General features: G+C 69.3%; 17 protein-coding genes and 2 pseudogenes. 5 read left to right on the top strand and 14 right to left on the bottom strand.

The annotated features are described in order from the left end of the window. Positions 1–15 precede the first annotated feature (15 nt). The 12 genes from MKK82_RS29690 to MKK82_RS29745 form a co-directional block, all read right to left on the bottom strand. Positions 16–1098, bottom strand: coding sequence for an inositol-3-phosphate synthase (locus tag MKK82_RS29690; protein WP_238290030.1), 1083 nt, complete (start codon positions 1096–1098; stop codon positions 16–18). 27 nt (positions 1099–1125) lie between these two features. Next, the gene (locus MKK82_RS29695; protein WP_243987685.1) at positions 1126–2136 is read right to left on the bottom strand and encodes a UDP-glucuronic acid decarboxylase family protein; all 1011 of its coding nucleotides are present in this window, start codon (positions 2134–2136) and stop codon (positions 1126–1128) included. Positions 2137–2148: 12 nt separating this feature from the next. Further along, positions 2149–3243: a glycosyltransferase gene (locus tag MKK82_RS29700; RefSeq protein ID WP_279603352.1), complete on the bottom strand. Its 1095-nt coding sequence runs from the start codon at positions 3241–3243 to the stop codon at positions 2149–2151. Between the two features lie 11 nt (positions 3244–3254). After that, a complete protein-coding gene (locus MKK82_RS29705) occupies positions 3255–4364 on the bottom strand; it encodes a glycosyltransferase (RefSeq protein ID WP_243987687.1) in 1110 nt (369 codons plus the stop codon). Then, a complete protein-coding gene (locus MKK82_RS29710) occupies positions 4361–5680 on the bottom strand; it encodes a glycosyltransferase (RefSeq protein ID WP_243987689.1) in 1320 nt (439 codons plus the stop codon). Before MKK82_RS29710 ends, MKK82_RS29705 begins: the two co-directional genes overlap by 4 nt. Further along, positions 5677–6810, bottom strand: coding sequence for a glycosyltransferase family 4 protein (locus MKK82_RS29715; RefSeq protein ID WP_243987690.1), 1134 nt, complete (start codon positions 6808–6810; stop codon positions 5677–5679). Before MKK82_RS29715 ends, MKK82_RS29710 begins: the two co-directional genes overlap by 4 nt. Further along, positions 6795–8102, bottom strand: coding sequence for a TIGR04295 family B12-binding domain-containing radical SAM protein (locus tag MKK82_RS29720; RefSeq protein ID WP_238290023.1), 1308 nt, complete (start codon positions 8100–8102; stop codon positions 6795–6797). Before MKK82_RS29720 ends, MKK82_RS29715 begins: the two co-directional genes overlap by 16 nt. Positions 8103–8126: 24 nt before the next feature. After that, positions 8127–9188, bottom strand: a complete 1062-nt coding sequence (locus tag MKK82_RS29725) for an NAD-dependent epimerase/dehydratase family protein (protein ID WP_238290022.1) — start codon at positions 9186–9188, stop codon at positions 8127–8129. Beyond that, on the bottom strand, positions 9185–10300 hold the full coding sequence (locus MKK82_RS29730) for an NAD-dependent epimerase/dehydratase family protein (protein WP_238290021.1): 1116 nt from the start codon (positions 10298–10300) through the stop codon (positions 9185–9187). The genes MKK82_RS29725 and MKK82_RS29730 overlap by 4 nt, the downstream gene beginning before the upstream one ends. A 474-nt stretch (positions 10301–10774) precedes the next feature. Further along, positions 10775–11836, bottom strand: coding sequence for an NrfD/PsrC family molybdoenzyme membrane anchor subunit (nrfD, locus tag MKK82_RS29735; RefSeq protein ID WP_243987691.1), 1062 nt, complete (start codon positions 11834–11836; stop codon positions 10775–10777). Then, positions 11833–12741 carry a 4Fe-4S dicluster domain-containing protein gene (locus tag MKK82_RS29740; protein ID WP_238290019.1) on the bottom strand — a complete coding sequence of 303 codons (909 nt, stop codon included), beginning with the start codon at positions 12739–12741 and terminating at the stop codon, positions 11833–11835. The genes nrfD and MKK82_RS29740 overlap by 4 nt, the downstream gene beginning before the upstream one ends. 13 nt (positions 12742–12754) lie before the next feature. Beyond that, positions 12755–12994, bottom strand: a complete 240-nt coding sequence (locus MKK82_RS29745; protein WP_238290018.1) for a hypothetical protein — start codon at positions 12992–12994, stop codon at positions 12755–12757. A gap of 204 nt (positions 12995–13198) precedes the next feature. Here MKK82_RS29745 and fdh point away from each other — a divergent pair, with 204 nt between their 5' ends. From fdh to MKK82_RS29775, 5 genes are all read left to right on the top strand, one after another. Further along, complete coding sequence (gene fdh / locus MKK82_RS29755; RefSeq protein ID WP_279603350.1) at positions 13199–16414, top strand: formate dehydrogenase; 3216 nt, start codon at positions 13199–13201, stop codon at positions 16412–16414. Further along, complete coding sequence (locus MKK82_RS29760) at positions 16411–16722, top strand: hypothetical protein (protein WP_238290014.1); 312 nt, start codon at positions 16411–16413, stop codon at positions 16720–16722. Before fdh ends, MKK82_RS29760 begins: the two co-directional genes overlap by 4 nt. A 508-nt stretch (positions 16723–17230) precedes the next feature. After that, positions 17231–20722, top strand: a complete 3492-nt coding sequence (locus MKK82_RS29765; protein WP_243987693.1) for a PAS domain S-box protein — start codon at positions 17231–17233, stop codon at positions 20720–20722. 523 nt (positions 20723–21245) lie between these two features. Continuing rightward, positions 21246–21608 carry a hypothetical protein gene (locus MKK82_RS29770; RefSeq protein WP_238290012.1) on the top strand — a complete coding sequence of 121 codons (363 nt, stop codon included), beginning with the start codon at positions 21246–21248 and terminating at the stop codon, positions 21606–21608. Between the two features lie 110 nt (positions 21609–21718). Continuing rightward, positions 21719–22690 (top strand): alpha/beta fold hydrolase, encoded by a 972-nt coding sequence (locus MKK82_RS29775; RefSeq protein ID WP_238290011.1) that lies wholly within the window; start codon positions 21719–21721, stop codon positions 22688–22690. Positions 22691–22835: 145 nt separating this feature from the next. Here MKK82_RS29775 and MKK82_RS29780 read toward each other — a convergent pair. After that, positions 22836–23095 (bottom strand): annotated as a pseudogene (locus MKK82_RS29780) (IS3 family transposase); the annotation flags it as partial. A gap of 435 nt (positions 23096–23530) precedes the next feature. Next, a pseudogene (locus tag MKK82_RS29785) lies at positions 23531–23655 on the bottom strand (IS630 family transposase); the annotation flags it as partial.

Consider the following 23655-nt stretch of genomic DNA (forward strand, 5'->3'; position numbering starts at 1 on the left):
CATCCGCACGCGCGATCACGCCCCTTCGCCCGCCGCGAAGCGCAGGGTCCGCTCCCGCGCCTCCGTGTCGGTGAACTGCCGGGGCGGGGACTTCATGAAGTAGCTCGACGGGCCTTCAAGGGCGCCGCCGAGGCCCCGGTCGAGCGCGAGGCGGGCGCAGCGCACCGCGTCGATGACGATCCCGGCGGAGTTCGGCGAGTCCCAGACCTCGAGCTTCAATTCGATGTTGAGCGGCACGCCGCCGAAGGCGGTCCCCTCCAATCGGATATGGGCCCATTTCCGGTCGGTCAGCCACGGCACGTGGTCGCTCGGGCCGACATGGACGTCGGCCGGCGCCAGCGCTACGTCGAGCTGGCTCGTCACGGCCCGGGTCTTCGAGAGTTTCTTGGACTCGAGCCGCTCCCGTTCGAGCATGTTGAGGAAGTCGGCATTGCCGCCGAAATTGAGCTGGTAGGTCCGGTCCAGCCGGACCCCGCGCTCGCGCATCAGGTTGGCCAACACCCTGTGCACGATGGTGGCGCCGACTTGGCTCTTGATGTCGTCGCCGACGATCGGCAGCCCCCGGGCGGCGAAGCGCTCCGCCCATTCGGGATTCGACGCGATGAAGACCGGGATGCAGTTCACGAAGGCGCAGCCGGCCTGCAGCGCGCATTCGGCGTAGAACTCTGTGGAAGCCTGTGAACCCACCGGCAGGTAGGAGACCAGCACCTGCGTGCCGGTGCGGGTGAGTTCCGCCACCACGTCGGCCTCGGGCTCAGACGATTCCGCGATCACGCCCTTCAGGTAGTGGCCGATCCCGTCGAGGGTCGGGCCGCGGCGGACGGTGACGCCGGTCGGCGGCACCGCGGCGAAGACCTGTGTGTTGTTGGGTTCGGCCAGGATCGCCTCGGCGAGGTCGCGCCCGACCTTTGCGGCGCTCACGTCGAAGGCCGCGACCACCGCGATGTCGCGCACCCGGTAGCCGCCGAGATCCGGCGACATCAGGCCCGGCACGGACTCGCCGGAAGCCGCGTCGCGGTAATGGTGCAGCCCCTGCACGAAGGACGAGGCGCAGTTGCCGATCCCGACGAGGCCGACGCGGATGGGGGAGACGGCCATCAGCGCCTCGACCGCTGGGGGGATAGGTCAGCCGGCGACAACGGCGCGCTCCTCGATCGCCGCGCGCAACGGGCGCGGGGCGATCTCGCGCGAGAACCACGCGATCGTCGCCTCCAGCCCCTCTTCCAGCGGCACCTTGGGCGACCAGCCGAGCAGGGTCTCGGCGCGCGTGATGTCGGGGCGGCGGCGCTGAGGATCGTCCACGGGCAGCGGCCGGCGGACGATCCGGGACGGGGTCTCGGTCATCCGCACGACGAGGTCGACCAGTTCGCCCACCGTCATCTCGCGGGGGTTGCCGAGGTTGACCGGCCCTTCGAGGGGCGTCTCGACCCGCATCAGCCGGAGAAGGCCGTCCACGAGGTCGCTGGCGTAGCAGAAGGAGCGGGTCTGCTCGCCGTTGCCGTAGATGGTGATGTCGTCGCCCGAGAGCGCCTGGCAGATCACGTTCGAGACGACCCGGCCGTCATCGGCGCGCATCCGCGGCCCGTAGGTGTTGAAGATCCGGGCCACCCGGATGTCGAGGCCGTGCTGGCGCTCGAAGTCGAAGGTCAGGGTCTCGGCGGAGCGCTTGCCCTCGTCGTAGCAGGCCCGCGGCCCCGTGGGGTTCACGTTGCCCCAGTAGGATTCCTGCTGCGGATGCCGCTCGGGATCGCCGTAGACCTCGCTGGTGGAGGCCTGGAGGAAGCGCGCCCCACAGGCCCGGGCGAGTTCCAGCAGCCGGCCGGTGCCCAGCACGCTGGTCATCATCGTGTGGATCGGATCGGCCTGGTAGTGCGGCGGCGAGGCCGCGCAGGCGAGGTTGAACACTTGGTCCACGCGCGGCAGCGGCGGCAGCGGCTCGGTCACGTCCGCCTCGACGAAGTCGAAGCGCGGCTCCTTCGCCAGATGCGCGAGGTTCGCCGGCCGGCCGGTCAGCAGGCTGTCGACGCAGGTGACGCGCGCACCGTCGGCGATGAGCGCGTCGATCAGATGCGAGCCGATGAAGCCGGCACCGCCGGCAACGAGGACTCGGATACCACTCCTGGTTCCCACCAACATTCTCCCGAGTGCCTAGTGACCGGTAAGCGCGAGATCGGAGGCACGCACGTCGTCACGCGCCGCGCGTAGGGCATGCTCAAGTTCGGCGGCGCGGGCGGCGGCGGTGTGCCGGACGAGGATTGCCGCGCGGGACGCCGCGCCGAGGCGCCGCCGCTCCGCTTCGGAGCGAACGCGCAGGATGGCGAGGACGTCGTCCGGGCCGTCGGGCAGGAGTATCTCGCGCTCCGGTACGAGCAACGTGTCGAGCCCGTCCCAGCGGTCGGAGATCACCGGCGTCCCGCAAGCGCCCGCCTCGAACAGGCGCACGCTCGGGCTCCAGCCGGCCCGGATCATGTCGGCGCGGGTCACGTTCAGGGTGTAGCGGCTCGCCGTGTAGAAATCCGGATGCCGGTCCGGCGGCAGGTGCTCGATCCGCTCGACGTTGGCGGGCCAGTCGATGGCGGCCGGATATTGCGGGCCGGCGACCGCGAAGCGCAGGTCCGGCGCGCGCCGCGCTGGCTCGATCAGCAGGCGCTCCAGCGTGGGCTGACGGTCCGGAGAGTAAGTCCCGAGATAGCCGAGGTCGTAGCGCGCCGGGCGGTCGAGGGGCGGATAGGCGTCCGGATCGACCGAGCAGTAGAGGGCGCGGGCCGCGGGAGACCCGTAGGCCTGCTCCAGGCGCCTCAGGGTCGGGCCGCCCGTGAAAGACAGGTAGAGGTCGTAATTGCGAATCTGCTCGGCCGCGAGGTAGGCGCAGGTGCCGGCCTCCAGGGCCGCCAGGGTCACCGGCGTGTCGATGTCGTAGAAGGCGCGCGCGCCACGCGCCCAGTCGAGCACGCGCGCGCCGGCCGCGATCCCCTCGGGCACGTAGGAGCCGACGATCACGGCATCCGCCGCGGCGATGGCGGCGCGGTGCTTCGCGAGCCCGTCGAGGTCGGCGTAGAAGGCGAGCTCGCAGAAGCCCGGATCGGGCAAGTCGCGGTGGGCGGCGTACCAGGGCACGTCGCGTTCCAGGAACAGCACGGCGTGGCCGCGGGCCGCGAAGGCCTTGAGGAGGGCGCGGTAGGTGGTGGCGTGGCCGTTCCCCCAGGAGGAGGACAGGCTCAGGCCCAGAACGACGAGGCGCATCGGGGCCGCGCTCACGCGACACTCCGCCGGACCGCGCCGGCTTCCGCCTTGCGGGCCGCCTCGGCCCGCAGGATCGCGTCGACCTCGACCGCCCGCCTCGCGTAGGTATGCTCGGCCACGATGCGGCGGCGGGCGGCCTCGCCGATGGCGCGGGCGCGCTCCGGGGTCAGGGCGGCGACATAGTCGGCGACATCCCGCCCGTCCCGCGCGACCAGCACCTCGGTACCCGCGTCGAGGAACAGGCCGAGGCCCTCCCACGCGTCGGTGATCAGGCAGGCGCCGGCACCCGCCGCCTCGAACACGCGGGTGGCGGGGGAGAAGCCCACCGCCGCCATGCTGTCGCGGGCGATGTTCAGGACCGCCAGGGGCGTCGTGTTGAAGGCGTTGTGCTCGCGCGTGTAGACGTGGCCGAGATGCCGGACGTTCAGCGGTAGGCCGCGGCTCTCCCAGCCGTTGCCGCCGATCAGGAAGGCCCGTTCCGGCAGCCGGGCCGCCGCCGCGAGGAAGAACTTCTCCACCCGCGCCTCGCGGTCCGGCAGGCGGTTGCCCAGGAAGGCGAGGTCGGCCGCGAAGCGCGGCTCCGGCGGCACCGGGAAATGGGTTTCCGGATCGAGGGCGTTGTAGATCGGGATGCAGGCGCGGGCGCCGAAGCCCCCGTAGGCCGAGACCACCGGCGGGCCGCCCCCGTAGGTCAGCACGAGGTCGAGGTCGGGGAGGGCGCGGCGGAGCGCGTGGTCGGGGCTGGCACGCATCTCGGCGAGAGTGGCCGGGGCGTCCACGTCCCAGAAGATCCGTACCGCCTCGGGGCGGGACGCGGCGATCACGCCGTGGAGCAAGTCGTCGTCGAACACGCCGACGCCGCTCGCCTTGATTACCACGTCGGCCTCGGCGGCCTCCGCGATGACCGCGCGGGCGGCTTCGATGGTCGCCGGGTAGACCTTCACGGCTGCGTAGGGCGGCGCCTCGATGTCCCGGTGCTGCTGCCGGTCGAAGGCGTCCGGCTCGTAGAAGATGATGGTGTGGCCGTGCCGCGCCAGGGCGGCGAGCATGCCCCGGTAGTAGGTTGCGGCGCCGTTCCAGTAGGACGACAGCAGGGAGGAGCCGTAGAAGGCGATTCTCACGCGGTGGCCTCCAGGGTGGCGGGCGCCCGCAGGCTCTCGGCGATGGCGAGCAGTTCCTCGGCCCGGTGCGCGCAGGTGTGGCGCGACCGGATGGTGGCGAGCCCGGATTCCGCGAGCGCGGCCCGCAGGCCGGCATCGGAGCGGAGGGCGCGCAGGTGGCGCTCCATCTCGGCGCCGGTGCGGGCCACGAGGTAGTCCCGGCCTGGGCGGAACAGCCCTTCCGCGTCGTCCCAGGGGGCGCAGACCAGGGGGATGCCGCATGCCAGGGCCTCGAACACCCGGATCGTAGGGATGCCCGGCAGGCGCTCGACGTAGAAGCGCCTCGGCACGTGGACCGTGGCGATGTGGCGGGCGAACAGGCCGGGCGCGGCGGCGTTCGCCGCCCAGCCGTGATAGCGGACGCCGTAGCGCCGCAGGGTCGCGAGTGCCGCCTCGGGGTAGCGCACGCCGTAGACGTCGAGGGGCAGGCCGGCCTGTTCGGCGGGGCGGAACAGGTAGGTTTCCAGCTCGGCGCTGCGCTCCCCGTCGCCCCAATTGCCGATCCAGATCAGGCCCGAGCGAGGGCCTTCCGGACTGCCGGAACCGGAGGCGACCGGTTCCCTTCTCCCGGCGTGCGTGGTTTGGTTTGAGGGGTCAAATCCGTCCGTCAAGAGCGCGCCGCCGCCCTGCCGCAGATCGGAGGTCGTTGCGGAAACCCCTTCTCCCTCACCCGGTCCGTCTCCCGCATGGGGGAGGGGACCCGCGCCGGATCCGAAGACGTCGCGACCCGCCCGCTCTTCGGCCGTGGGATGGAACAGCCGGGTGTCGGCGGCCTCGTGCCAGACGAAGACGTGGCGTCCCCAGCCCTGCGCCCGGTAGACGGCCGCGAGAGTCTCGCCGAAGGCCAGGACGCCGTCGTAGCCGGAGAGATCGAAGCGCGCCATCTCCTCGGGGGCGCTCACCGCCCTGTGGTGCGTGTCATGGAACAGGAGCGTGTAGCGCGCTCCGCAGCGCCGCGCGGCGCCCAGGGCCGCCACCAGGGCCGGGTCACTCCACTCGTGGACGAGGACGAGGTCGCTCCCGGCCACGCGCTCGACAACGTCCTCGACGGCGGCATAGCGCTCCGAGGCGAGGTCCGGATACGCGGCACGGTAGGCGGCGAGGCCGGCCTCGCCGTGGTCGCGCAGGAGATTCTCGAGGCTCCAGGCGCCCTCCGGCTCGTAAGCGGCGACGGCGTGTCCGCGCGCCATCAGCGCCCGCAGGACGCCGCGCAGGAAATGCGCGTTGCCGTGGTTCCAGCACGAGGCCAGGGAATGGGTGAAGTAAGCGATCCTCATGCGGCGGCTCCACCGAGCCGCGTGGGTGTGCCGGCGAGGAGGCCGCGCAGGATGCCGAGCACCCCATCGATCATCGGCTCGACGCCGTAGCGGGCGGCGCGGGCAGCCGCGGCCGCGCTGGCGGCGGCGCGCCGTTCGGCATCGTCGAGGAGGCCCTGCACGGAGGTGGCCGCGGCGGCCGCGTCGTCCGGCTGCACGAAGGCGGCGGCGCCGTCCCACAATTCCCGGAAGCTCGGGATATCGGAGAGCACCAGCGCGCAGCCGGCCGTAGCCGCCTCCAGCACGGCGAGGCCGAAGGGCTCGTAGCGGGCGAGCGAGACGAAGACCGGCCGAGCGGCGAGTTCCGCGGCAATGCCGGCGTCGTCGAGCCGCCCGAGGAGATGCAGGTGGCGCGTCCCGACCTGCGCGCCGTTCGGCCCCTCCACGGAGCCGGCCGCGCGCAGCGGCGCGGACAGGCGGGCGGCAAGGCCGTCGAGGGCGGCGGCGTTCTTGGCCCGATCCCAGAGCCGGCCGGCCGTGAAGGCGTGGCGCGCGAGGGCCCGGGGAGCCGAGCCGCTCGGGGTGCGCCCGTTGCGGACCACCCGGGGCGGCCGCGCGAGTCCGCAGACCCGGGCGGTGGCCAGAGCGTGGGCCCGCGTGGGGGCGAGGAGGGCATCCGCGGTGCGGCAGCCCCGCACCGTGAGGTCGTGGCGCCAAGCGAGGTCGGGGGGCAGCGGCCCGGTCTCGACGGCCTCCCACCACGTCGCCACGCAGGAATGGCACACGGCGGCGACCGGCATGGGATAATCCGCCAGCGCCAGGGCGGGGCTGTGCAGGTGGACGCAATCGGCTTCGAGGCTTCGGGCAAGCTCCGCGAACGCCCGCGCGGCATCCAGCACGATGTCGGACGTCTCGGCGGTCCAGTCGAGGGGCAGGCCGGTGGCGAGGATGCGCGCGCCGGTGGCATCTTCGGCCGCCGCGATCCGCGCGTCGGAGGGCGCGGGTCCCAGGACCGCCACGGTCACCGGCAGGCCCCGCCGCACGAGGCCGGCCGCGAGGTCGAGGCTGTACTGCCAGACCCCGCCCACCGCGTCCGCGCTCATCAGGACGTGCGGCGCCATAGTCCGGGACGGGTTCAACAGCACCCGCATGCGGCCTCCAGCTCGGACAGCGGCAGGGGGCGCTCGTCCTGGATGTCGCTGAACTGGTCGAACTGGCCGAGATAATGGTGGTGCGCCCGCTCCCAGGCCCGGTCGTCGGGCTCGCCCCAGAGGCGCCGGTAATCGGGGGAGCTCGGATAGGGATAGAGCGGCACCGGGTCGTTCGCCCAGACGCCCTGGCCGCGCAGGCGGTCGCGCCACGTCGCCACGAGATCGGGGTCGTCCCCCGCCACGGCGATGAGGTTCGCCTGCACGAAGGGCACCGTGCGGCGGGCATGGATCAGGCGCTCGGCGAGGTCGTCCGTCGAGGCGCGGCAACGCTTGTCGAGGGCGGCCCGGCCGGCCTCGGTAAGGCTCTCGATCCCAGCCTCGATGGAGACGCATCCCGCCGCCCCGAGGAGGTCGAGCATGTCGGGCTTCCACAGGTCGATCCGGGTCTGGATCCCGAAGCGGAGGTCCCGGGCGACCAGCGCCTCCAGCATAGGCTTCTGCGGCAGGAAGATCTCGTCGACGAAGTAGACGTAGGTGACGCCCTGCGCGATCAACCCGTCGATCTCGTCGAGGACGCGGGTCAGGTCCCGCCGCCGGTAGGCGTCGCGGAAATCGATCTTGGCGCAGAACGAGCAGGTGTAGGGGCAGCCGCGCGAGGCCTCGACCTCGGCGCCCGGACCGTCCGGTGCGGCGTCGAACCGATGATGGTGGTGCCGGTGCCGGGCGATCCAGGCCTCCGGCCAGCGCAGGGCCGGCAGGTCGGTGAACCGCCCGGCCTGGGGCGGACCCGTCACTGCCGCTGCCTCGCCGTCGCGGAAGGCGAGGCCGGGCACGGCCCGCAGGGTCGCCGGGCGCAGGTCGGCGAGGTCCGCGAGACGGGCGACGACCTCCTCGCACTCGCCGCGCACGACGATGTCGCAGCCGAGCTTGTCGAGGACGGGCCGCGGGGTCGCCGAGCCGTGGGGACCGACCGCCACGGTGGCGCCGCCCCGGCCCGCCAGGGTGTCGAGGAAGGCGCGGGGCACCCGTAATTCCGGCGGGGCGCAGCGCCAGAACAGGTAGGTCGGCGCCGTCACCACCACGGTCATGTCCGGCACGAAGGCGGCCACGCGGTCGGCGGCGGCCTCGGCGGACAGGCCCTCCAAGTGGGCGTCGACCAGCAGCGTCTCGTGCCGGGCGGCCGCCAGGAGCGCCGCGGCATAGCCGAGTTCGAGCGGCAGGTGCGGCTCGCGGCAACCAAAATAGATGCTGTTGCGATAGTCCCAGGGCGGGTTGACGAGCGCGACTCTCATGGGGCGTCTCTCATGAGTCGACCCTCATGCGGCCGCTCCCGCGAGCGGCGGGGCGCCCGCCTGCGCACGCTCGGTGGTGAGCCAGTGCGCCAGGTCGGCAACCCCATCGCGCCAGCCGGTGAAGGGCTCAAGGCCGAGGCTCTCGACGGCCCGTCGCGTGTCGGAGACGTAGTAGCGCTGGTCGCCGGGGCGCCAGTCCTGGAAGCTGCGCGCCACCGGGCGGCCCAGCAGGGCGCCGACATGGTCGAGGAGCTGCAGCAGGCTCACGGCGTTGCCGGGGCCGCCGCCAATGTTGAAGGCGCGACCGGCCGCGGTGTCGATGCAGGCGAGGGCCGCCCGGTAGACCGCCACCACGTCGCGCACGTGCAGGATGTCACGCACCTGCCGGCCGTCACCGTAGAGCGTGACCGCCTCGCCGGCGAGCGCCCGGATCAGGAAGTGGGCGACCCAGCCCTGGTCCTCGTTGCCCATCTGGCGCGGGCCGTAGACGCAGCTCATCCGCATCACCGCCGCCGGGATGCCGAAGCTGCGGGCGTAGTCGAGGACGTACTGGTCGGCCGCACCCTTGGAGCAGCCGTAGGGCGTGTGGAAATCCAGGGGTCTCGCCTCGCCGATGCCGCGGGCGCGCAGGTCCGGATCGGCCGGGAGATAGGCCTCGCCGACCGCCTCCAGGGTGATGTCGGGGAGGTCGCCGTAGACTTTGTTGGTGGAGGCGTAGAGCACCGGCACCGGCCGCTCGAGGGCGCGTAACGCCTCTAGGAGGTTCACGGTGCCGAGGAGGTTGATCTCCAGGTCGGCGCGCGGCGCGACGAGACTCGTGGTCACGGCGACCTGGGCGGCGAAGTGGAACACCGCGCCCGCCTCCGCCACCGCCCGGGCGAGTTCCGGCGCGTCGCGAATGTCGGCGACGACCGGGGTGATCCGGCTGCCGTGGCGCTGCCGCAGCCAGTCGAGGTTGCCTGCGACGCCGGGGCGAGACAGGGCGTCGTAGACGATCACGGCGTGGCCGTCGGCCGCGAGGCTGTCGGACAGGTTGGCGCCGATGAACCCGGCGCCGCCGGTGACGAGGATCGGCCGGCCGTTCACGCGACGAGACCCCGCGCTTCGAGTTCGCGCCGCGCTTCGGCGACGCGGTCGACGGCCTGCTGCTCGGCCACCCAGGCGGCGAGTTCGGCGAGCCCTTCGACGAAATCACGACGCGGCGCGTAGCCGAGCTCCCGCTGGATCTTGCCGATATCGGCGATGCAGTGCCGGATGTCGCCGAGCCGGGCCTGGCCAGCCAGCTCCGGCTCGATACCCTCCCGGCCCATGGCGCGGGCCAGCAGGCGGGCGACCTCCCGGACAGTCCGGTCCTGGCCGCTGCCGACGTTGTAGACCTGACCGGCGGCCGCCGGATGCTCCAGGGCCAGCGCAAAGGCCTGGGCGACATCCTCCACGTGGACGAAGTCGCGCCGCTGCTCGCCGTCCTCGAAGATCATCGGCGGCTGGCCGTTATGCAGGCGAGCCGCGAAGATCGCCAGCACGCCGGTATAGGGGTTCGACAGGGCTTGTCCCGGCCCGTAGGCGTTCCACAGGCGGAGCGCCACACCCTCCATCCCGTAGGCGGGGGCCAGCGTGAGCGTCAGGCGCTCCTGCGTATACTTGGTCAACGCGTAGACCGAGGCCAGGGCCGGGCGCTTCGATTCCGGCGTCGGGATCGGCCGCATGGGCTGCCCCTGCGCGTCGAGGGGGTCCCAGGGCTCGCCGGGCCGGCGGGGGCGGCGCACCACCTCCTCGGCCGTTCCACCGTCCGAGGTGCGGTAGAGCCCCTCGCCGTAGATGCTCATGGACGAGGCCACGACCACGCGCCTCACCGGCGCTTCGATGAGCTGCTGGAACAGCACGGCCGTGCCGCAATCGTTGACCGAGACGTAGCGCTCGACGGCGTACATGCTCTGGCCAACGCCGACTTCGGCCGCGAGGTGCACGACCCGGTCGATCCCGCGCAAGGCCCTGGCCACCGCCGCGCCGTCGCGGACGTCGCCCGCCTGGAACTCGACCTCTGGCGGCAGCATCCCGGCACCGCTTGTCCCGCCGCCATGGACCTGCTCGATCAGGCTGTCGAGCACCCGCACGCGGTAGCCGCGGCGCAGAAGTTCGGCGGAGAGGTGGCGACCGATGAAGCCGGCGCCTCCGGTAATGAGTACGAATTCCGGCACGAGGCGTCACATTCCCCTGCGAGGACCTTCAGCTATGTAGAGCGGGAATCCCGGACCGGAGAAACAACGCAAGTTAAATTCCGGCCTCGGCGAACGAAAAACCAATCTTCAATGCTAAGGTCGCGGGAAATATGGGCTATTTGTGCCGTCCGACGATAAATCTCCGCGAGACAATCCGCCTCATCTAGCCGGCGGCACGGAGGTCCCTAGACAGGCGCCTGAGCGGCATCTCTCCAGTCCACCTCAAATGAGACTGGTGGGCAGATCAACGATTATTTCGAGAAATCGAGATCAGCTGCCGATAAAAAGGTTCGCGCCGTCATTCTCCGACCTCATCCAAGCAAATGACGGCCCCCGCCCGCGGTTCCCTATAAAATCCGGACATGATGCGGCCGCGACTGGAGGGGCGGGAGGGGGCCCTTCGCTGAGCGCGCAACCGGATCCGACGGATGCGGTCCCCGGGGCATGGATGGATCACCGTGCGGGCAGATTTTCGGGCTGGCTGAACCGGAAGCTCACGTCCGGATCCTCGGCCGAACGGTCGCCCGCCGCCATGATTGATATCCGCAGGGCCGCGGCGCCCGCGAGCGTCGCGACGGCGGCGAGAGCCGTCACGGGTCGCGGCAGGCCGCGGCGGGTCAGGAGCGAGGCTGCCAAGATCCCCAGCGGGAGGGCGGTGCCCAGGAGGGTCGCCCCCAGATGCTCCACCCTGCCGGCCTTCCCGCTGAGGGCGCCCGCGACGCCCGTGCGCCGGTAGGTGGCATGCGAGATCGCCGCGCCGGCGAGTTCGGCGGCGAGCGCCGCCGCGGCGGTTCCCTCAAGGGCGCGGCGCCGGCTCGGATCGGCCTCGGTCATCGCCAGCGCCGCGGCCGCCGAAGCCATCGACGAGGCGCCGAAACGCATGGCGAGGCTCTGCGGGGCCGCGGCCCAGAGCGGCGTCGAGGTCGCCGACAGCAGGGACGCCGTGTAGGTCGAGAGGCCGAGGCCCGTGAGCGCCGCCGGCACCTGGGCGGCGCGGGCAAGGCCCCTGAGGCCCCGCGTCCCTGGCCGGAGATCTGCACCGAATTGCGCCGCCGCGGTGAGGCCGGCGGCCCCGCTGAAGCCCATCAGGATCCAGGTGCCGATCGACATGGGCGAGGTGTGCTTGGCCACCCGCAGCATGTTGTAGAAGCGCTTGGGCGTGTGCAGGTCATAAACCAAGAGCGGCGCGCCGAGGATGGGGGCGAGCAGCGCGAGGTAGCGCCCCCGGCGCACGAGCGGCGCCGCCTCCGCGCCCTGACGCAGGTCCGCCAGGGCGGCGATCACCGCGGCCGAACCGGACAGGCCGGCGAGAAAGATGTAGCCGCCCACCACCGGGTTCTCGAACGGCGACGCCTTGAGCTGCGGGCGGCCGTAATAGGTCGGCCCCGTCCAGCCGGCCCGGTTCGGCCGTCCGTGCACCGAGGGCGGCTCGGTGGCCTGCCGGGGGACGCGCGGCGCGTCCTCGGGGCCGTCCCGCGTGGCGGGAGCGGCTTCCGGGCTGATCGTGGCGGTCACGGTCGCTCACCCCGCTGCGGCGCGAATAGGAAGGCGCTCGCGAGCGCCAGCGCCGCCACCGTGGCGAGGCCAGTGGCGAGGCTCGGCGCGACCCGGTTGGCGGGCCGGGTTGGGGCGGCCGGCAGGTTGTAGACCTCCGGCCGGTCGATCAGCAGGAAGAAGGCGTTGAGGTGCCCGAGATCGCCGGTCGCCCCCGGGGCGCCGGGGGTGCCGTACAGGTAGGCGCTGTCCACGCCGATCCCGTGCAGGTGCTCGACGCGCTCGGCCGCCCGGATCTGGAGGTCGGACAACTCGCCGAACTGGATCGAGTCAGTCGGGCAGGATTTGGCGCAGGCAGGCTCCAGCCCGCCCTTGAGGCGGTCGTAGCAGAGGGTGCACTTGTGCGCCTTGCCGTCCACCGTGCTGACGTCGATCACGCCGAACGGGCAGGCCGGCACGCAGTAGCCGCAGCCATTGCAGATATCCTGCTGGACCACGACCGTGTCGAACTCGGTCTTGAACAGGGCCCCGGTCGGGCAGGCTTCGAGGCAGGGCGCGTTGTGGCAGTGCTTGCACACGTCGCTCATCATGAGCCAGCCGGACTGGAACTTCTGGTCCTGTCCGCCCCGGAGGCCGTTTGCCCCGGACTTCTCTACGAAGGCGACGTGCCGCCAGCTGTTGGCCGACAGGGCGCCGGTGTTGTCGAAGCTCTGGCCGGTGAGCCCGATATTGTCGGCCGGCAGATTGTTCCACTCCTTGCAGGCGACTTCGCAGGCCTTGCAGCCGATGCAGACCGTGGTGTCGGTGAAGAAGCCGTAGGACCGCCCCGCCTCGATCCGCACCCCGGCGGTGAGTTCGGACTCGTTCGGGATCACGTGATCCAAGGTGGAGTAAGCGTGCTCCAGGGCGCGGGGATGCATGTTCATGGGTCGGCGCTCCTCAGCGGGCCTGGGACGGCGGGAGGAGGCGGACCGAACGGGCCACGAGGCCGATCAGGTTCCGAGCGGGCTCGTAGGTCACGCGCACCCGCGCCTGGCGGGCTTGAAGGGGCGCGAGTTGCGCCGGCTCGGCCGCGGCGTTGCGGTCCAGCAGGAACAGGTGCGAGACCCCGTTGTCGTCCGTGAGCTGAAAGCGGCTCTCCTGGACGATGGTGACCACGCCTTCTTTAACATACGTCAAAGTCTCGTCCTCTCGGAGCGTGGCAGTCGAAGCCTGGAATAGATCACAACTGATCCGATAACCGCCGCTCGCCGGCGAAGTTTCTCAGCCGATCCGGCCTGACCTTGGCGCAACGCCGCGAGTGCTGCCGGGCGCCGCTCGGCCGGGAACAAAATGGCTGCCCGCCCGGCTTAACCTTGCGAAGGCCGAGCAACGGGTGGCACGATGACGAAGATCCGCAGGCGCTTGTCGGAGAGGGTAGCGGGCTTCGTGCGGGACTGGTCGCTCCCGCGCCAGATGGCCGGGCAGAGCGTCATGTCCGAGGCGGCCCGGAGCACGACCTCGGCAAACCTGCGCCCCCGCCTGGAGGAGGCCGGCCGGATCGGCACCAGCGTATGCCCGTTCTGCGCCGTGGGCTGCGGTCAGCTCATCTACGCCAAGAACGGCAGGCCGATCCACGTGGAGGGTAATCCGCGCAGCCCGATCAACCAGGGAACCCTGTGCCCCAAGGGCGCCGGCACGCTCGGCATGCTGCTCTCACCCGAGCGGATCAGCGACGTGCTCTACCGGGCGCCCTATTCCGACCGATGGGAGAAGAGGCCGCTGGCCTGGGCGATGGAGCGCATCGCCCAGCTGACCAAACAGGTGCGCGACGAGACCTTCGCGGAAACCCTACCGGACGGCCGGATCATCAATCACACCTTAGGCCTGGGCTCCCTCGGGGGCGCCACCATGGACAACGAGGAGAACTACCTCATCAAGAAGCTGTTCGGCGGCGGCCTCGGGATGATCAACATCGAGAACCAAGCGCGCATCTGACACTCGTCCTCGGTGCCCAGTCTGGGTACCACCTTCGGGCGCGGCGCCGCCACCATGGCGCTGTGGGACTTGGCCAATTCCGACTGCATCATCGAGATGGGGTCCAACCTCGCGGAGAACCACCCGGTGGGATTCCGCTTCGTCGTGGAGGCCCAGCGCCGCGGCGCGACCGTGATCCACATCGACCCGCGCTACACCCGCACGAGCGCGCTCGCCGACATCTACGCGCCGATCCGCTCCGGGTCCGACATCGCGTTCCTCGGCGGGATGATCCGGCACATCCTCGAGAACGACCTCTGGTTCCGGGACTTCGCCCTCGCCTACACGAACATCAGCCACATCATCGAGGAGGGCTACGGCGACCCCGAGCAGAACGAAGGCCTGTTCTCCGGCTACGACCCGGTAGCTGGGACCTATTCGCAGGACACGTGGCAATACGCCGGCAAGACCGTGCCGTCGCCGGTGGCCGAGCACCGGGTGCAATCCCAGGAGAATTCCTCCGATGAGGGCGCGGCCTTCGAGAGCATGACCAAGTCGCCGCCGCCGCAGGACCCGACCCTGCAGCACCCGAACTGCGTCTACCAGATCATGCGGCGCCACTACGCGCGCTACACGCCCGAGATGGTCGAGCGGGTGACCAGCTGCCCGAAGGACCTGTTCGTCCGGATCACCGAGATCTTCGCGCACAACTCAGGGCGGGAGAAGACCGGAGCCTTCACCTACGCGGTGGGTTGGACGCATCACTCCACCGGCGTCCAGATCATCCGGGCCGCGAGCATCATCCAGGGGCTGCTCGGCAATATCGGGCGGCCGGGCGGCGGCATCATGGCCCTGCGCGGCCACGTCAGCATCCAGGGCTCGACCGACATCCCGACGCTCTACAACATGCTGCCGACCTACCTGCCGCAGCCGAACGTCTTCCACGACCACGCCACCGTCGACCGGTACCTCGCGACCGAGACGCCGCCCACGGGCTGGTGGTCGAACATGCCGAAATACGTGATCAGCCTGCTCAAGGCCTGGTACGGCGAGGCTGCGACGCGGGAGAACGGGTGGGGCTACCAGTTCCTGCCCAAGCTCACCGGCGACGCCTCGCAGGAGCCGATGACCATGGCCATGTCGGACCGGGTCGTGAAGGGTCAGTTCATCCTCGGCCAGAACCCTGCCGTGGGGGCGGTGAATTCGGAACTCGTGGAACGCGGCTTCGCCAATCTCGAATGGATGGTCGTGCGCGATTTCGCCATGACGGAAACCGCCAATTTCTGGCAGCAGGGCCACCGGGTCCGCAAGGGCGAGGTCCGGCCGGAGGAGATCGGCACCGAGATGTTCTTCCTGCCCGCCGCCATGCCGGGTGAGAAGGACGGCTCGGTCACGAACACCTCCCGGCTGGTGCAGTGGCACGACGTGGTCTGCGAGCCGCCGGGCGACAGCCGCTCGGACCTCTGGTTCATCGTCCATCTCGGGCGGCGGCTGAAGGAGCTCTACCGGGACTCCATTGAGCCGAAGGACCGGGCCATCCAGGCGCTGACATGGGACTACGCGCTCCGGGGCGAGAAGCAGGAGCCCGACGCCGAGGCGGTGCTGCGCGAGATCAACGGCCGGACCGTCGCGGACGGGAAGCAGGTCGCGGATTATCGCGAGCTCAAGGACGACGGCTCCACAGCCTGCGGCGGCTGGATGTATTGCGGCATCTTCCCGGAGACGGGGAAGAACCTCTCGCGCTCCCGCCGACCGGACGGGCCCGGGGAATCCGGCGCCCATCTCGGCTGGGCTTGGACATGGCCGCTCAACCGCCGGACCCTCTACAACCGCGCCTCTGCGGATCCGGCCGGGAAGCCCTGGTCCGAACGCAAGAAGATGATCTGGTGGGACGAGGCGCAGGCCAAGTGGACCGGCAACGACGTGCCAGACTTCCTGGCCGACAAGCGGCCGGACTACCGCCCGGACTGGTCGAAGCGGCCGCACGGCATGGACGCGCTGGGCGGCGACGACCCGTTCATCATGGAGGCGGACGGCAAGTGCGCACTGTTCGTGCCGTCCGGGCTCAAGGACGGGCCGCTGCCGACGCATTACGAGCCGATCGAGAGTCCGGTCCGCAACCCGCTCTACCCGAAGCAGCAGCGCAACCCGACCGCGAAGCTCTGGGGCCGGCCCGGCAACGAACTCCACGACGCCGCCGACCCGCGATTCCCCTACGTCTTCACCACCTTCCGCCTGACCGAGATGCATTGCGGCGGCATCGCCACCCGAGTCATGCCCCACACGGCGGAACTCCAGCCGGAGGCCTTCGTGGAAATCTCCCCGGAACTCGCGGCGAGCCTCAGGATACGGCACCTCGGCTGGACCGTGATCTCGACCCTGCGCGGCGAGGTCGAGGTTCGGGCCATGGTCACGGAGCGGCTCAAGCCATTCCGGATCGACGGCCGGGAGGTCCACCAGATCGGCATGCCCTGGGTCTACGGTTGGCAGGGCTACGCGCGGGGCGACGTCGCCAACGTGCTGCTGGCGATCACCGGCGACGCCAACACCAGCATCCACTCGACCAAGGCGATCACCTGCAACATACGGCCCGGCCGCAAGGCGCGGCCGGACGTGCTCGGGCAGAGCGAGGCCCGGACGTGAGCGCCGCCCCTGGCCGGGAGTCCGGCCACCGAGCGCTCGCCGCCCTCGACATCGTGCTGGCGCGCAAGCCTGAGCGCGACGACGACCGTCTCTCGGAAGCGACGGCAGAGCTGACGAAGTTCCGCGACGCGATCATCGCGGAGCAGCGCGGCGGCGGCGTCCGCAGCGCGAACGACCGGCAGCACCTCGCCCATCTGAACGCGGTGCTCAGCGTGGTTCTCGGCGTGCATTTTCCCCTGGGAGAGACACCGTGGGACGAGCTTCAGAAGGCCCGGGACTGGCTCTCCGATCTTGTCAGGACATCATAGCTGGTGTTTTCGTTTCCAGGTGGAGCAGGTCGGCCCGCTGAAGATCCATGATCCGGACCGGCGTCAGCGTTCTTTGGACAATCAACGCCGCTTTCAACGGACACTACACTGTCGATGGAACACAGGAGACGCGCGCTGACTGTACTGAGACCTCTCATGCCGCCGAACTGGCATGCCCATCATCGCAAAATGCGCTGATCCTGAATTGGTCCGGACGTTCTGGATCCGCTCTTTGCCCCGAACCGCCCGGACGTAGGCCGGCGGCTCCCGGAACCGTCCCCGTGACCGTTTCACGGCCATTGCGGTCGGTAAGTTGACTTGGCAGCGATCCCGGTAGCCGACGTTTCCGCATGGGGGGTGATCGACACGCCTTGGTCATGTCACTCTTCAGTCCGGCCGATCATGCCCGGCCGAACCGGTTCGCTCATGACGGGACGGCCCTCCTGCGCTAAGCGTCGAGCCGGTCCCTCGCCAGTTGCGCAGGGATCGCCCGCGGAAAGGACTGTTCGTGGCCTCTGTTCTGGCCCCCCCTGCCACGCATGCCTTCCTCGCCGGCGGCGGCGCGATCGGCCTGCTTGTCGGCTCGCGGGATTGGTCTGCGACCCCGCTCGGCCCCATCGAGGAGTGGTCGTCGAGCCTGAAGACCGCGGTCAACATCATGCTCACCTCGTCGAGCCCGGTGTCGATCCTCTGGGGACCTGAGCGCATCCAGCTCTACAACGACGCGTACGTCCCGATCGCGGCAGAGCGGCACCCGGACGCGCTCGGCCGGTCGGCGGCCCGGAACTGGAGCGAGGCTTACGAAACGTTCCTCGGGCCCCTCCTCGATCGTGTGTTCGAAGGCGAGACGGTCCGGATCGACGAGCACGCGGTGCTGCTGCGGAAATCGTTGGGGCTCGTCGAGCAGCGCTTCTTCACCGGCAGCTTCCAGCCCGTGCGCGATGAGACCGGACGGGTAAAGGGCGTCTTTCACCCGCTCTCCGAGGTGACCGGCAATCAGGCGGCCGCACGAGATCAGCGCCGCGCCGAGCGCGCGCTGCGGGAAAGTGAGACGCGCTACCGACAGATTGTCGAGGGCGCCGAAGACTACGCGATCGTACGCCTCAACGATCGCGGGATCATCACGACGTGGAACACGGGGGCGGAGCGCCTCACGGGTTTCACCGAGCGCGATGCGATCGGGCAGCCGGGGAATATCCTGTTCACACCCGAAGACCGAGCCTTGGGCCGGGCCGACGCGGAGTTGAGCCGGGCGATGCGCCACGGGCGAGCGCAGAACGAGCGCTGGCACATGCGCAAGGACGGCAGCCGGTTCTGGGCCTCCGGGCTCATGATGCGTCTCGACGCTGACGGCGGCAGCTATCTCAACATGTTCCGCGACCGAACGGCCGAGCACGAGACCGAGGCGGCCCTGGCCGCCGAAGTCGCGGCGCTCGGGCGCTTGCAGGACATCAGCACGCGGCTGGTCGGCGACGAGGCTCCGCAAGCCATATACGACGCCATCCTGACCGCCGCCGCCGAACTGATGGGGTCCGAATGCGCCAGCATCCAGATACTGGACGAGGCCGGGGATCTCAAACTCCTGGCACACCGCGGCTACGACCCACGCTCGGCGGCTTACTGGCAGACGGTCGACGCGAATTCCGAGAGCACGTGTGGCATCGCGATGACCACGGGCAAACGCGTGATCGTGCCCGACGTGGAACTCAGCGGCTTGGCCCACGACAGCGGCGATCTTCAGTCCTACCGCTGGACGGGTATGCGGGCGATCCAAACGACGCCGCTGCTGTCACGCTCGGGCAAGCCCATCGGCATGCTCTCGACGCACTGGAAAGACCCGCACACCCCTCCGGAGCGCGATCTGAAGCTGTTCGATGTCCTCGCCCGCCAAGCGGCCGACGCGATCGAACGAACGACGGCTCAGGCAAACCTGCGCGAAAGCGAGGCGAGGCAGGTGTTCCTGCTCGCGCTCTCGGATGCGTTACGCCTCCTCAGCACGCCGGCGGAGATCGCCTCGACTGCGGCGGAGCGTCTGGCCGAACGCTTCCACCTGAGCCGGGTCTTCTACGCTGAGTTCTTCGGCACCCGGATGAGGGTGGAGCGCGACTACACCAGGGGCGTCGATTCGCTCGTGGGTGAGCACGATCTGGCGACGTTCGGACCGGACCTGCTGGGCGCGTATCACGATTGCCCGATCGTCAAAGTCGACGACGTCCGCACGGACGTGAGGTTCAGCGAGGACGCACGCTCAGGGCTCCTCGCCAGGCAAGTCGGCGCCTACCTCGATGTCGTGCTCTTCGAGCGCGAGCGTTGGGTGAGCGTGCTTGCCTTGCAGAGCGCCACAGCCCGGAACTGGACATCCGTCGAGGAGGGTCTGTTCCGAGAGGTCGGTGAACGCATCAAAGTCGCCATCGAGCGCGCCCGCGCTGAGGATCGACTCCGCGAGTTGAACGACACGCTCGAGCGGCGGGTCTCCGAGGCGCTCGCCGAGCGCAACATGCTCGCGAAGCTCGTCGAGATGACCGACGTCATGATCATGGCGATCGACCTTGAGTACAACATCCTCGCCTTGAATGGCGCTAACGCCACGGAGTTCGAGCGCATCTACGGCGTGCGCCCGAAGGCAGGCGACAACATGCTGGAGCTGCTCGCCGACCAACCGGAGCACCAGGAACAGGTCCGGACCGGCTGGGTGCAGGGCATGCGCGGCGAGCCGGTCACGTTCGTCGAGAATTATGGCGATCCGGACCGGGGCCGCCCCTACTTCGAAGTAAATTTCCGGCCCCTGCGCAACGAGGCCGGCGAGCAGGTGGGTGTCTACCAGTTTGTAACGGACGTCAGCGACCGCCTCCGCCGCGAGGCGCAGCTCGCCGAGGCGCAGGAAGCGCTTCGCCAGTCGCAAAAGATGGAGGCGATGGGTCAGCTGACCGGCGGAGTCGCGCACGACTTCAACAATCTGCTGACCCCGATCGTGGGCTCGCTCGACATGCTTCAGCGAAGGCAGCTCGGCGGTGAGCGCGAGCAGCGCCTGATCGCTGGTGCGATGCAATCGGCCGAGCGGGCGAAGACGCTGGTCCAGCGGCTGCTGGCGTTTGCGCGCCGTCAGCCGCTTCAGCCGGTGCCGGTCGACATTGCCAAGCTGGTCACCGGCATGGGCGAACTGGTCGCGAGCACCACGGGTCCGCAGATCAAGGTCCTGGTCGACGCTCCGGACGGGCTGCCGCTGGCGAAGGCCGATCCGAACCAGCTTGAGATGGCGCTTCTGAACCTCGCCGTGAACGCGCGGGATGCTATGGAGGACGGTGGAACGCTCCGCATCTCGACCAGCGTAGAAGACGTGAGAGCGGGCCATCGGACCAAGCTACGACCTGGGACGTACCTTTGCCTGTCCGTTGCCGACACGGGTTCAGGCATGGACGAGGCGACGATCACGCGCGCCGTCGAGCCGTTCTTTTCGACCAAGGGGGTCGGCAAGGGGACGGGTCTCGGACTGTCGATGGTCCATGGGCTTGCCTCGCAACTGGGTGGCGCGCTGGCGATCCAGAGCCGACCCGGGCTCGGCACCAACGTCGAGCTGTGGCTCCCCCGAAGCACGGGCGGCCAGGGGGCCGTCAGGCCAGCGGTCAAGATGTCCGAGTTGCTCACCACGCGCGGAACGGCGCTCCTCGTCGACGACGAGGAACTCGTGCGGATGAGCACGGCGGATATGCTGAGCGATCTGGGCTATGCGGTGGTCGAAGCCACTTCGGCGGAGGCGGCTCTCAATCTCGTCGACAAAGGCGAGCACTTCGACCTTCTCGTGACCGATCACCTGATGCCGGGCATCAGCGGGACCGAACTGGCGCGCACGATGCGGACAGCCAGACCCGGGATGCCCGTCCTGCTGGTATCCGGCTACGCTGAGCGCGAAGGTCTGGATCCGGACCTGCCGCGGCTGACCAAGCCGTTCCGCAAGGACGAGCTGGCGTCAAGCCTCGCCCGACTCACAGCGGACCCGTGATCGACGGGGCCTTGCAGGGGCACGCCGCGCCTCCCCCGTGCGAACAGCGCCGCGGCACCCCAACAGGTAGCATCGCCGAACGAATATCCGGCGGCCACCCCGAACAGCGCAAGCCGGCTATCGGCCGGATCTTGTCTCTGCCGATGGGCCGCAGCTGCGTCTTCGGCGAATGGTTTTTGGAAATCCCACGGTCAGATGATCTGACAGCCACAATGGGCATCGTGGCCGTGCCCGAGATGGTCCGCACCACGTTCCGCGGCGGTGCGTTTCGGCGACCGTCATTTCAGCCCGAATGGTGTCCTGCGACGCGGCGCTGGCTTCCCGGACGCCGGTCGCCCACGCCGTGATCCGCGGCGTCCCGTGATCGCGTGGGATCGTTCGGGAGATCCGAGGGTTGTCATGCTGCACCGCAACCATCCCTGCGATCATCCGTCGGCCGCGCGTATCTGGCGGCCGCTCAGATCGTGCGGCCTGCCCCCTGGCAGCGCGTGGATGGATGGCTCGCGGTACAAAGGACCCCTTCATGCGCCTCGAACTCTCCCTGGCCGGCTCAACCCTTCTGCTCGGCCTCATGCCGCTCCCGGCGCAGGCCAGCTCCTGCGCCGAGCAGATCGGGACGATCGAACGCCGTCTCGACAGCGCCGGTGCTGTTCACGTGGCCGGCCTCCAGGACGGCCACACGATCCGCAGCAGCCATTCGCCGAAAGCTCTCGCAGCAGCTCCGCCGAGCGCGCCCAGCGACGCCGCGATGATCCCCACATCGGCGCACGTCGCCGACGCGCGTCGACTTCTCGACCGAGCCGCCGAGGAAGATCGCGCCGGTCATCAACGGGCGTGTGAGGAGACGATGACCCGTGCCAAGTCCATGATCGGCGCGCTGCCGTAGAGCGGCGCAGGCGCCTCCGGTTCGGCCTTCAACCCGCCGGCCCCACTGCATGGCTTCAGCGCGATCCGATTGATCGACGAGCATGTCCCGCAATTCACTTGGATGATCTCATGACACGCCAGTCCTTCACCGAGCGTTGGCTCGGACCGACGCTGATCGGGTCCGCGGCCGCGCTCGCCGCCTCTGCGCTCTACGCTGCCTCGAAGTCGCGTGAGGCCGAGCGTGAGACCCCGCCGATCGGCCAGTTCCTCACCGTCGATGGGGTGAGGCTGCACTACGTTGAACGCGGTCGCGGCGAGCCGCTGGTGCTGATTCACGGCAACGGCATGATGATCCAGGATTTCCTGGTCAGCGGCATCGTCGACGATCTCGTCAAGCGTTACCGCGTCATCATCATCGACCGGCCCGGCTACGGCTACAGCGACCGCCCGCGCGGTCTCTGGACGCCGCGCGCCCACGCCACGCTGTTCCAGAAGGCGCTTCAGCAGCTCGGCGTGACGCAGGCCATCGTGCTTGGGCATTCCTGGGGTGCACTGGTCGCGGTCGCCCTCGCGCTTCAGGCTCCGCAGCTCGTCCGCAGCTTGGTCCTGGCCTCCGGATATTACTACCCAACGCTGCGCGCCGACGTCTTGCTCTCATCCCCGGTGGCGATCCCCGGCATCGGCGACCTAATGCGCCACACCGTGTCGCCCGTGGTTGGCCGGATCCTGCAACCCGCCTTGATCAAGGTCATGTTCGCGCCGGCTGCCGTACCAGAACGGTTCGACCGCCAGTTCCCGAAAGCCATGATGCTGCGGCCGGTGCAGCTACGAGCCTCGGCGGAGGACGCCGCGCTCATGACACCCGTGACTGTCGAGCTTCAGAGGCACTATCGCGACCTGAAGCTCCCGGTGGTCATCATCGTGGGCGGAGACGATCAGATTGCCGACGTCGACCGGCAGTCGAAGCGCCTGCACAGCGAGCTGCCCAAAAGTGACCTCATCATCGTGCCCGGGATGGGCCACATGATCCAGCACCTGGCACCGGCGGAGGTCATCTCCGCGATCGACCGCGCCTCTGAGCGGGTCCGCCACGCCGCCTGACGGGTAGAGTCCGCGGATCGTGACGTCGCGACTGTTCGATACCGGTGTCAGGGCGCGCCTGTTCCTCGACACCACCACGTCGGAGAACAGGCCGGGCGGGTTCACAGCTGGCTCATGACCGCCGTACCCCGCCCCAATGCTGATCTGCAACCTGAAGGATCAGCTTGTCGAGCGTGAGATCGGTAATCGCCTTTCGGAGCCGCGGGTTGTCGGTCTCCAGATCTTTCATCCGACGGATCTGAGCGGTCTTGAGGTTACTTACCCACGTCGCCAGCGCCAGTAAGTCACCTCGCTCATGCCGATCGCGCGGATCGCTACTGCCACGCTGTGGCCTCGGTCGACCAGCCCATCCGCCTGCAGCAGCTTCGCGACGATCTCTTCAGGCTTGGGCCGTTTCTTCGACATCGATCCGTCCTCCAGGCTCGGAAGCCATACCAAAGGGCGGACCGCTGCATTGGGAGACGATGATTTGACCAAATGCGGGGATTCCGTTGCGTCCGACGAGCGCAACCGCTCGAAGAGAGCGTTGCAGATCCGCCACATTCCACACAGCATATTTCCAGATTGCAATTCATCTAAGTCAAGACGGCGCCGCGATCATGATGTCCCTCAGTGCGGTACGCGAAAGATAAGAATCCATCTAAGATCCATTTTAGAAACACCCCCCCCGCAATAGGGGATTAAACCTTGATCCACATTGTGTCCCGCCAGTAACTCCGCATCTGACGACGATGAGATTTTCGGGACATTTCGGCTTTCGTGCGAAGCCGCGGAGTGGATGATGGGCAGGATTCTCCAGTGTCGTTTCCTCGGGCTTCTGCTGACTAGAGCGTTTTCGGTTTAATCTGGGTCGTATCCTGCCGCGGCGAAGAAGTTAGCGCACTCGTCTGGGGTGACAGTGTCGATGAGCTGTCCGATGGCCGACCATAGCCCTTCAACGGTGCGCTCGGCGGCCCTGCGCAGCA

The sequence above is a fragment of the Methylobacterium sp. E-046 genome (assembly GCF_022829625.1).
GTDB classification, from domain to species: domain Bacteria; phylum Pseudomonadota; class Alphaproteobacteria; order Rhizobiales; family Beijerinckiaceae; genus Methylobacterium; species Methylobacterium longum.

What these genes read in the sequence shown, in the direction of transcription:
- MKK82_RS29690 (WP_238290030.1), bottom strand. Translation starts at nt 1,098, where the DNA reads ATGGCCGTCTCCCCCATCCGCGTCGGCCTCGTCGGGATCGGCAACTGC.
- MKK82_RS29695 (WP_243987685.1), bottom strand. Translation starts at nt 2,136, where the DNA reads ATGTTGGTGGGAACCAGGAGTGGTATCCGAGTCCTCGTTGCCGGCGGT.
- MKK82_RS29700 (WP_279603352.1), bottom strand. Translation starts at nt 3,243, where the DNA reads ATGCGCCTCGTCGTTCTGGGCCTGAGCCTGTCCTCCTCCTGGGGGAAC.
- MKK82_RS29710 (WP_243987689.1), bottom strand. Translation starts at nt 5,680, where the DNA reads ATGAGGATCGCTTACTTCACCCATTCCCTGGCCTCGTGCTGGAACCAC.
- MKK82_RS29715 (WP_243987690.1), bottom strand. Translation starts at nt 6,810, where the DNA reads ATGCGGGTGCTGTTGAACCCGTCCCGGACTATGGCGCCGCACGTCCTG.
- MKK82_RS29720 (WP_238290023.1), bottom strand. Translation starts at nt 8,102, where the DNA reads ATGAGAGTCGCGCTCGTCAACCCGCCCTGGGACTATCGCAACAGCATC.
- MKK82_RS29740 (WP_238290019.1), bottom strand. Translation starts at nt 12,741, where the DNA reads ATGAACATGCATCCCCGCGCCCTGGAGCACGCTTACTCCACCTTGGAT.
- MKK82_RS29770 (WP_238290012.1), top strand. Translation starts at nt 21,246, where the DNA reads ATGCGCCTCGAACTCTCCCTGGCCGGCTCAACCCTTCTGCTCGGCCTC.
- MKK82_RS29775 (WP_238290011.1), top strand. Translation starts at nt 21,719, where the DNA reads ATGACACGCCAGTCCTTCACCGAGCGTTGGCTCGGACCGACGCTGATC.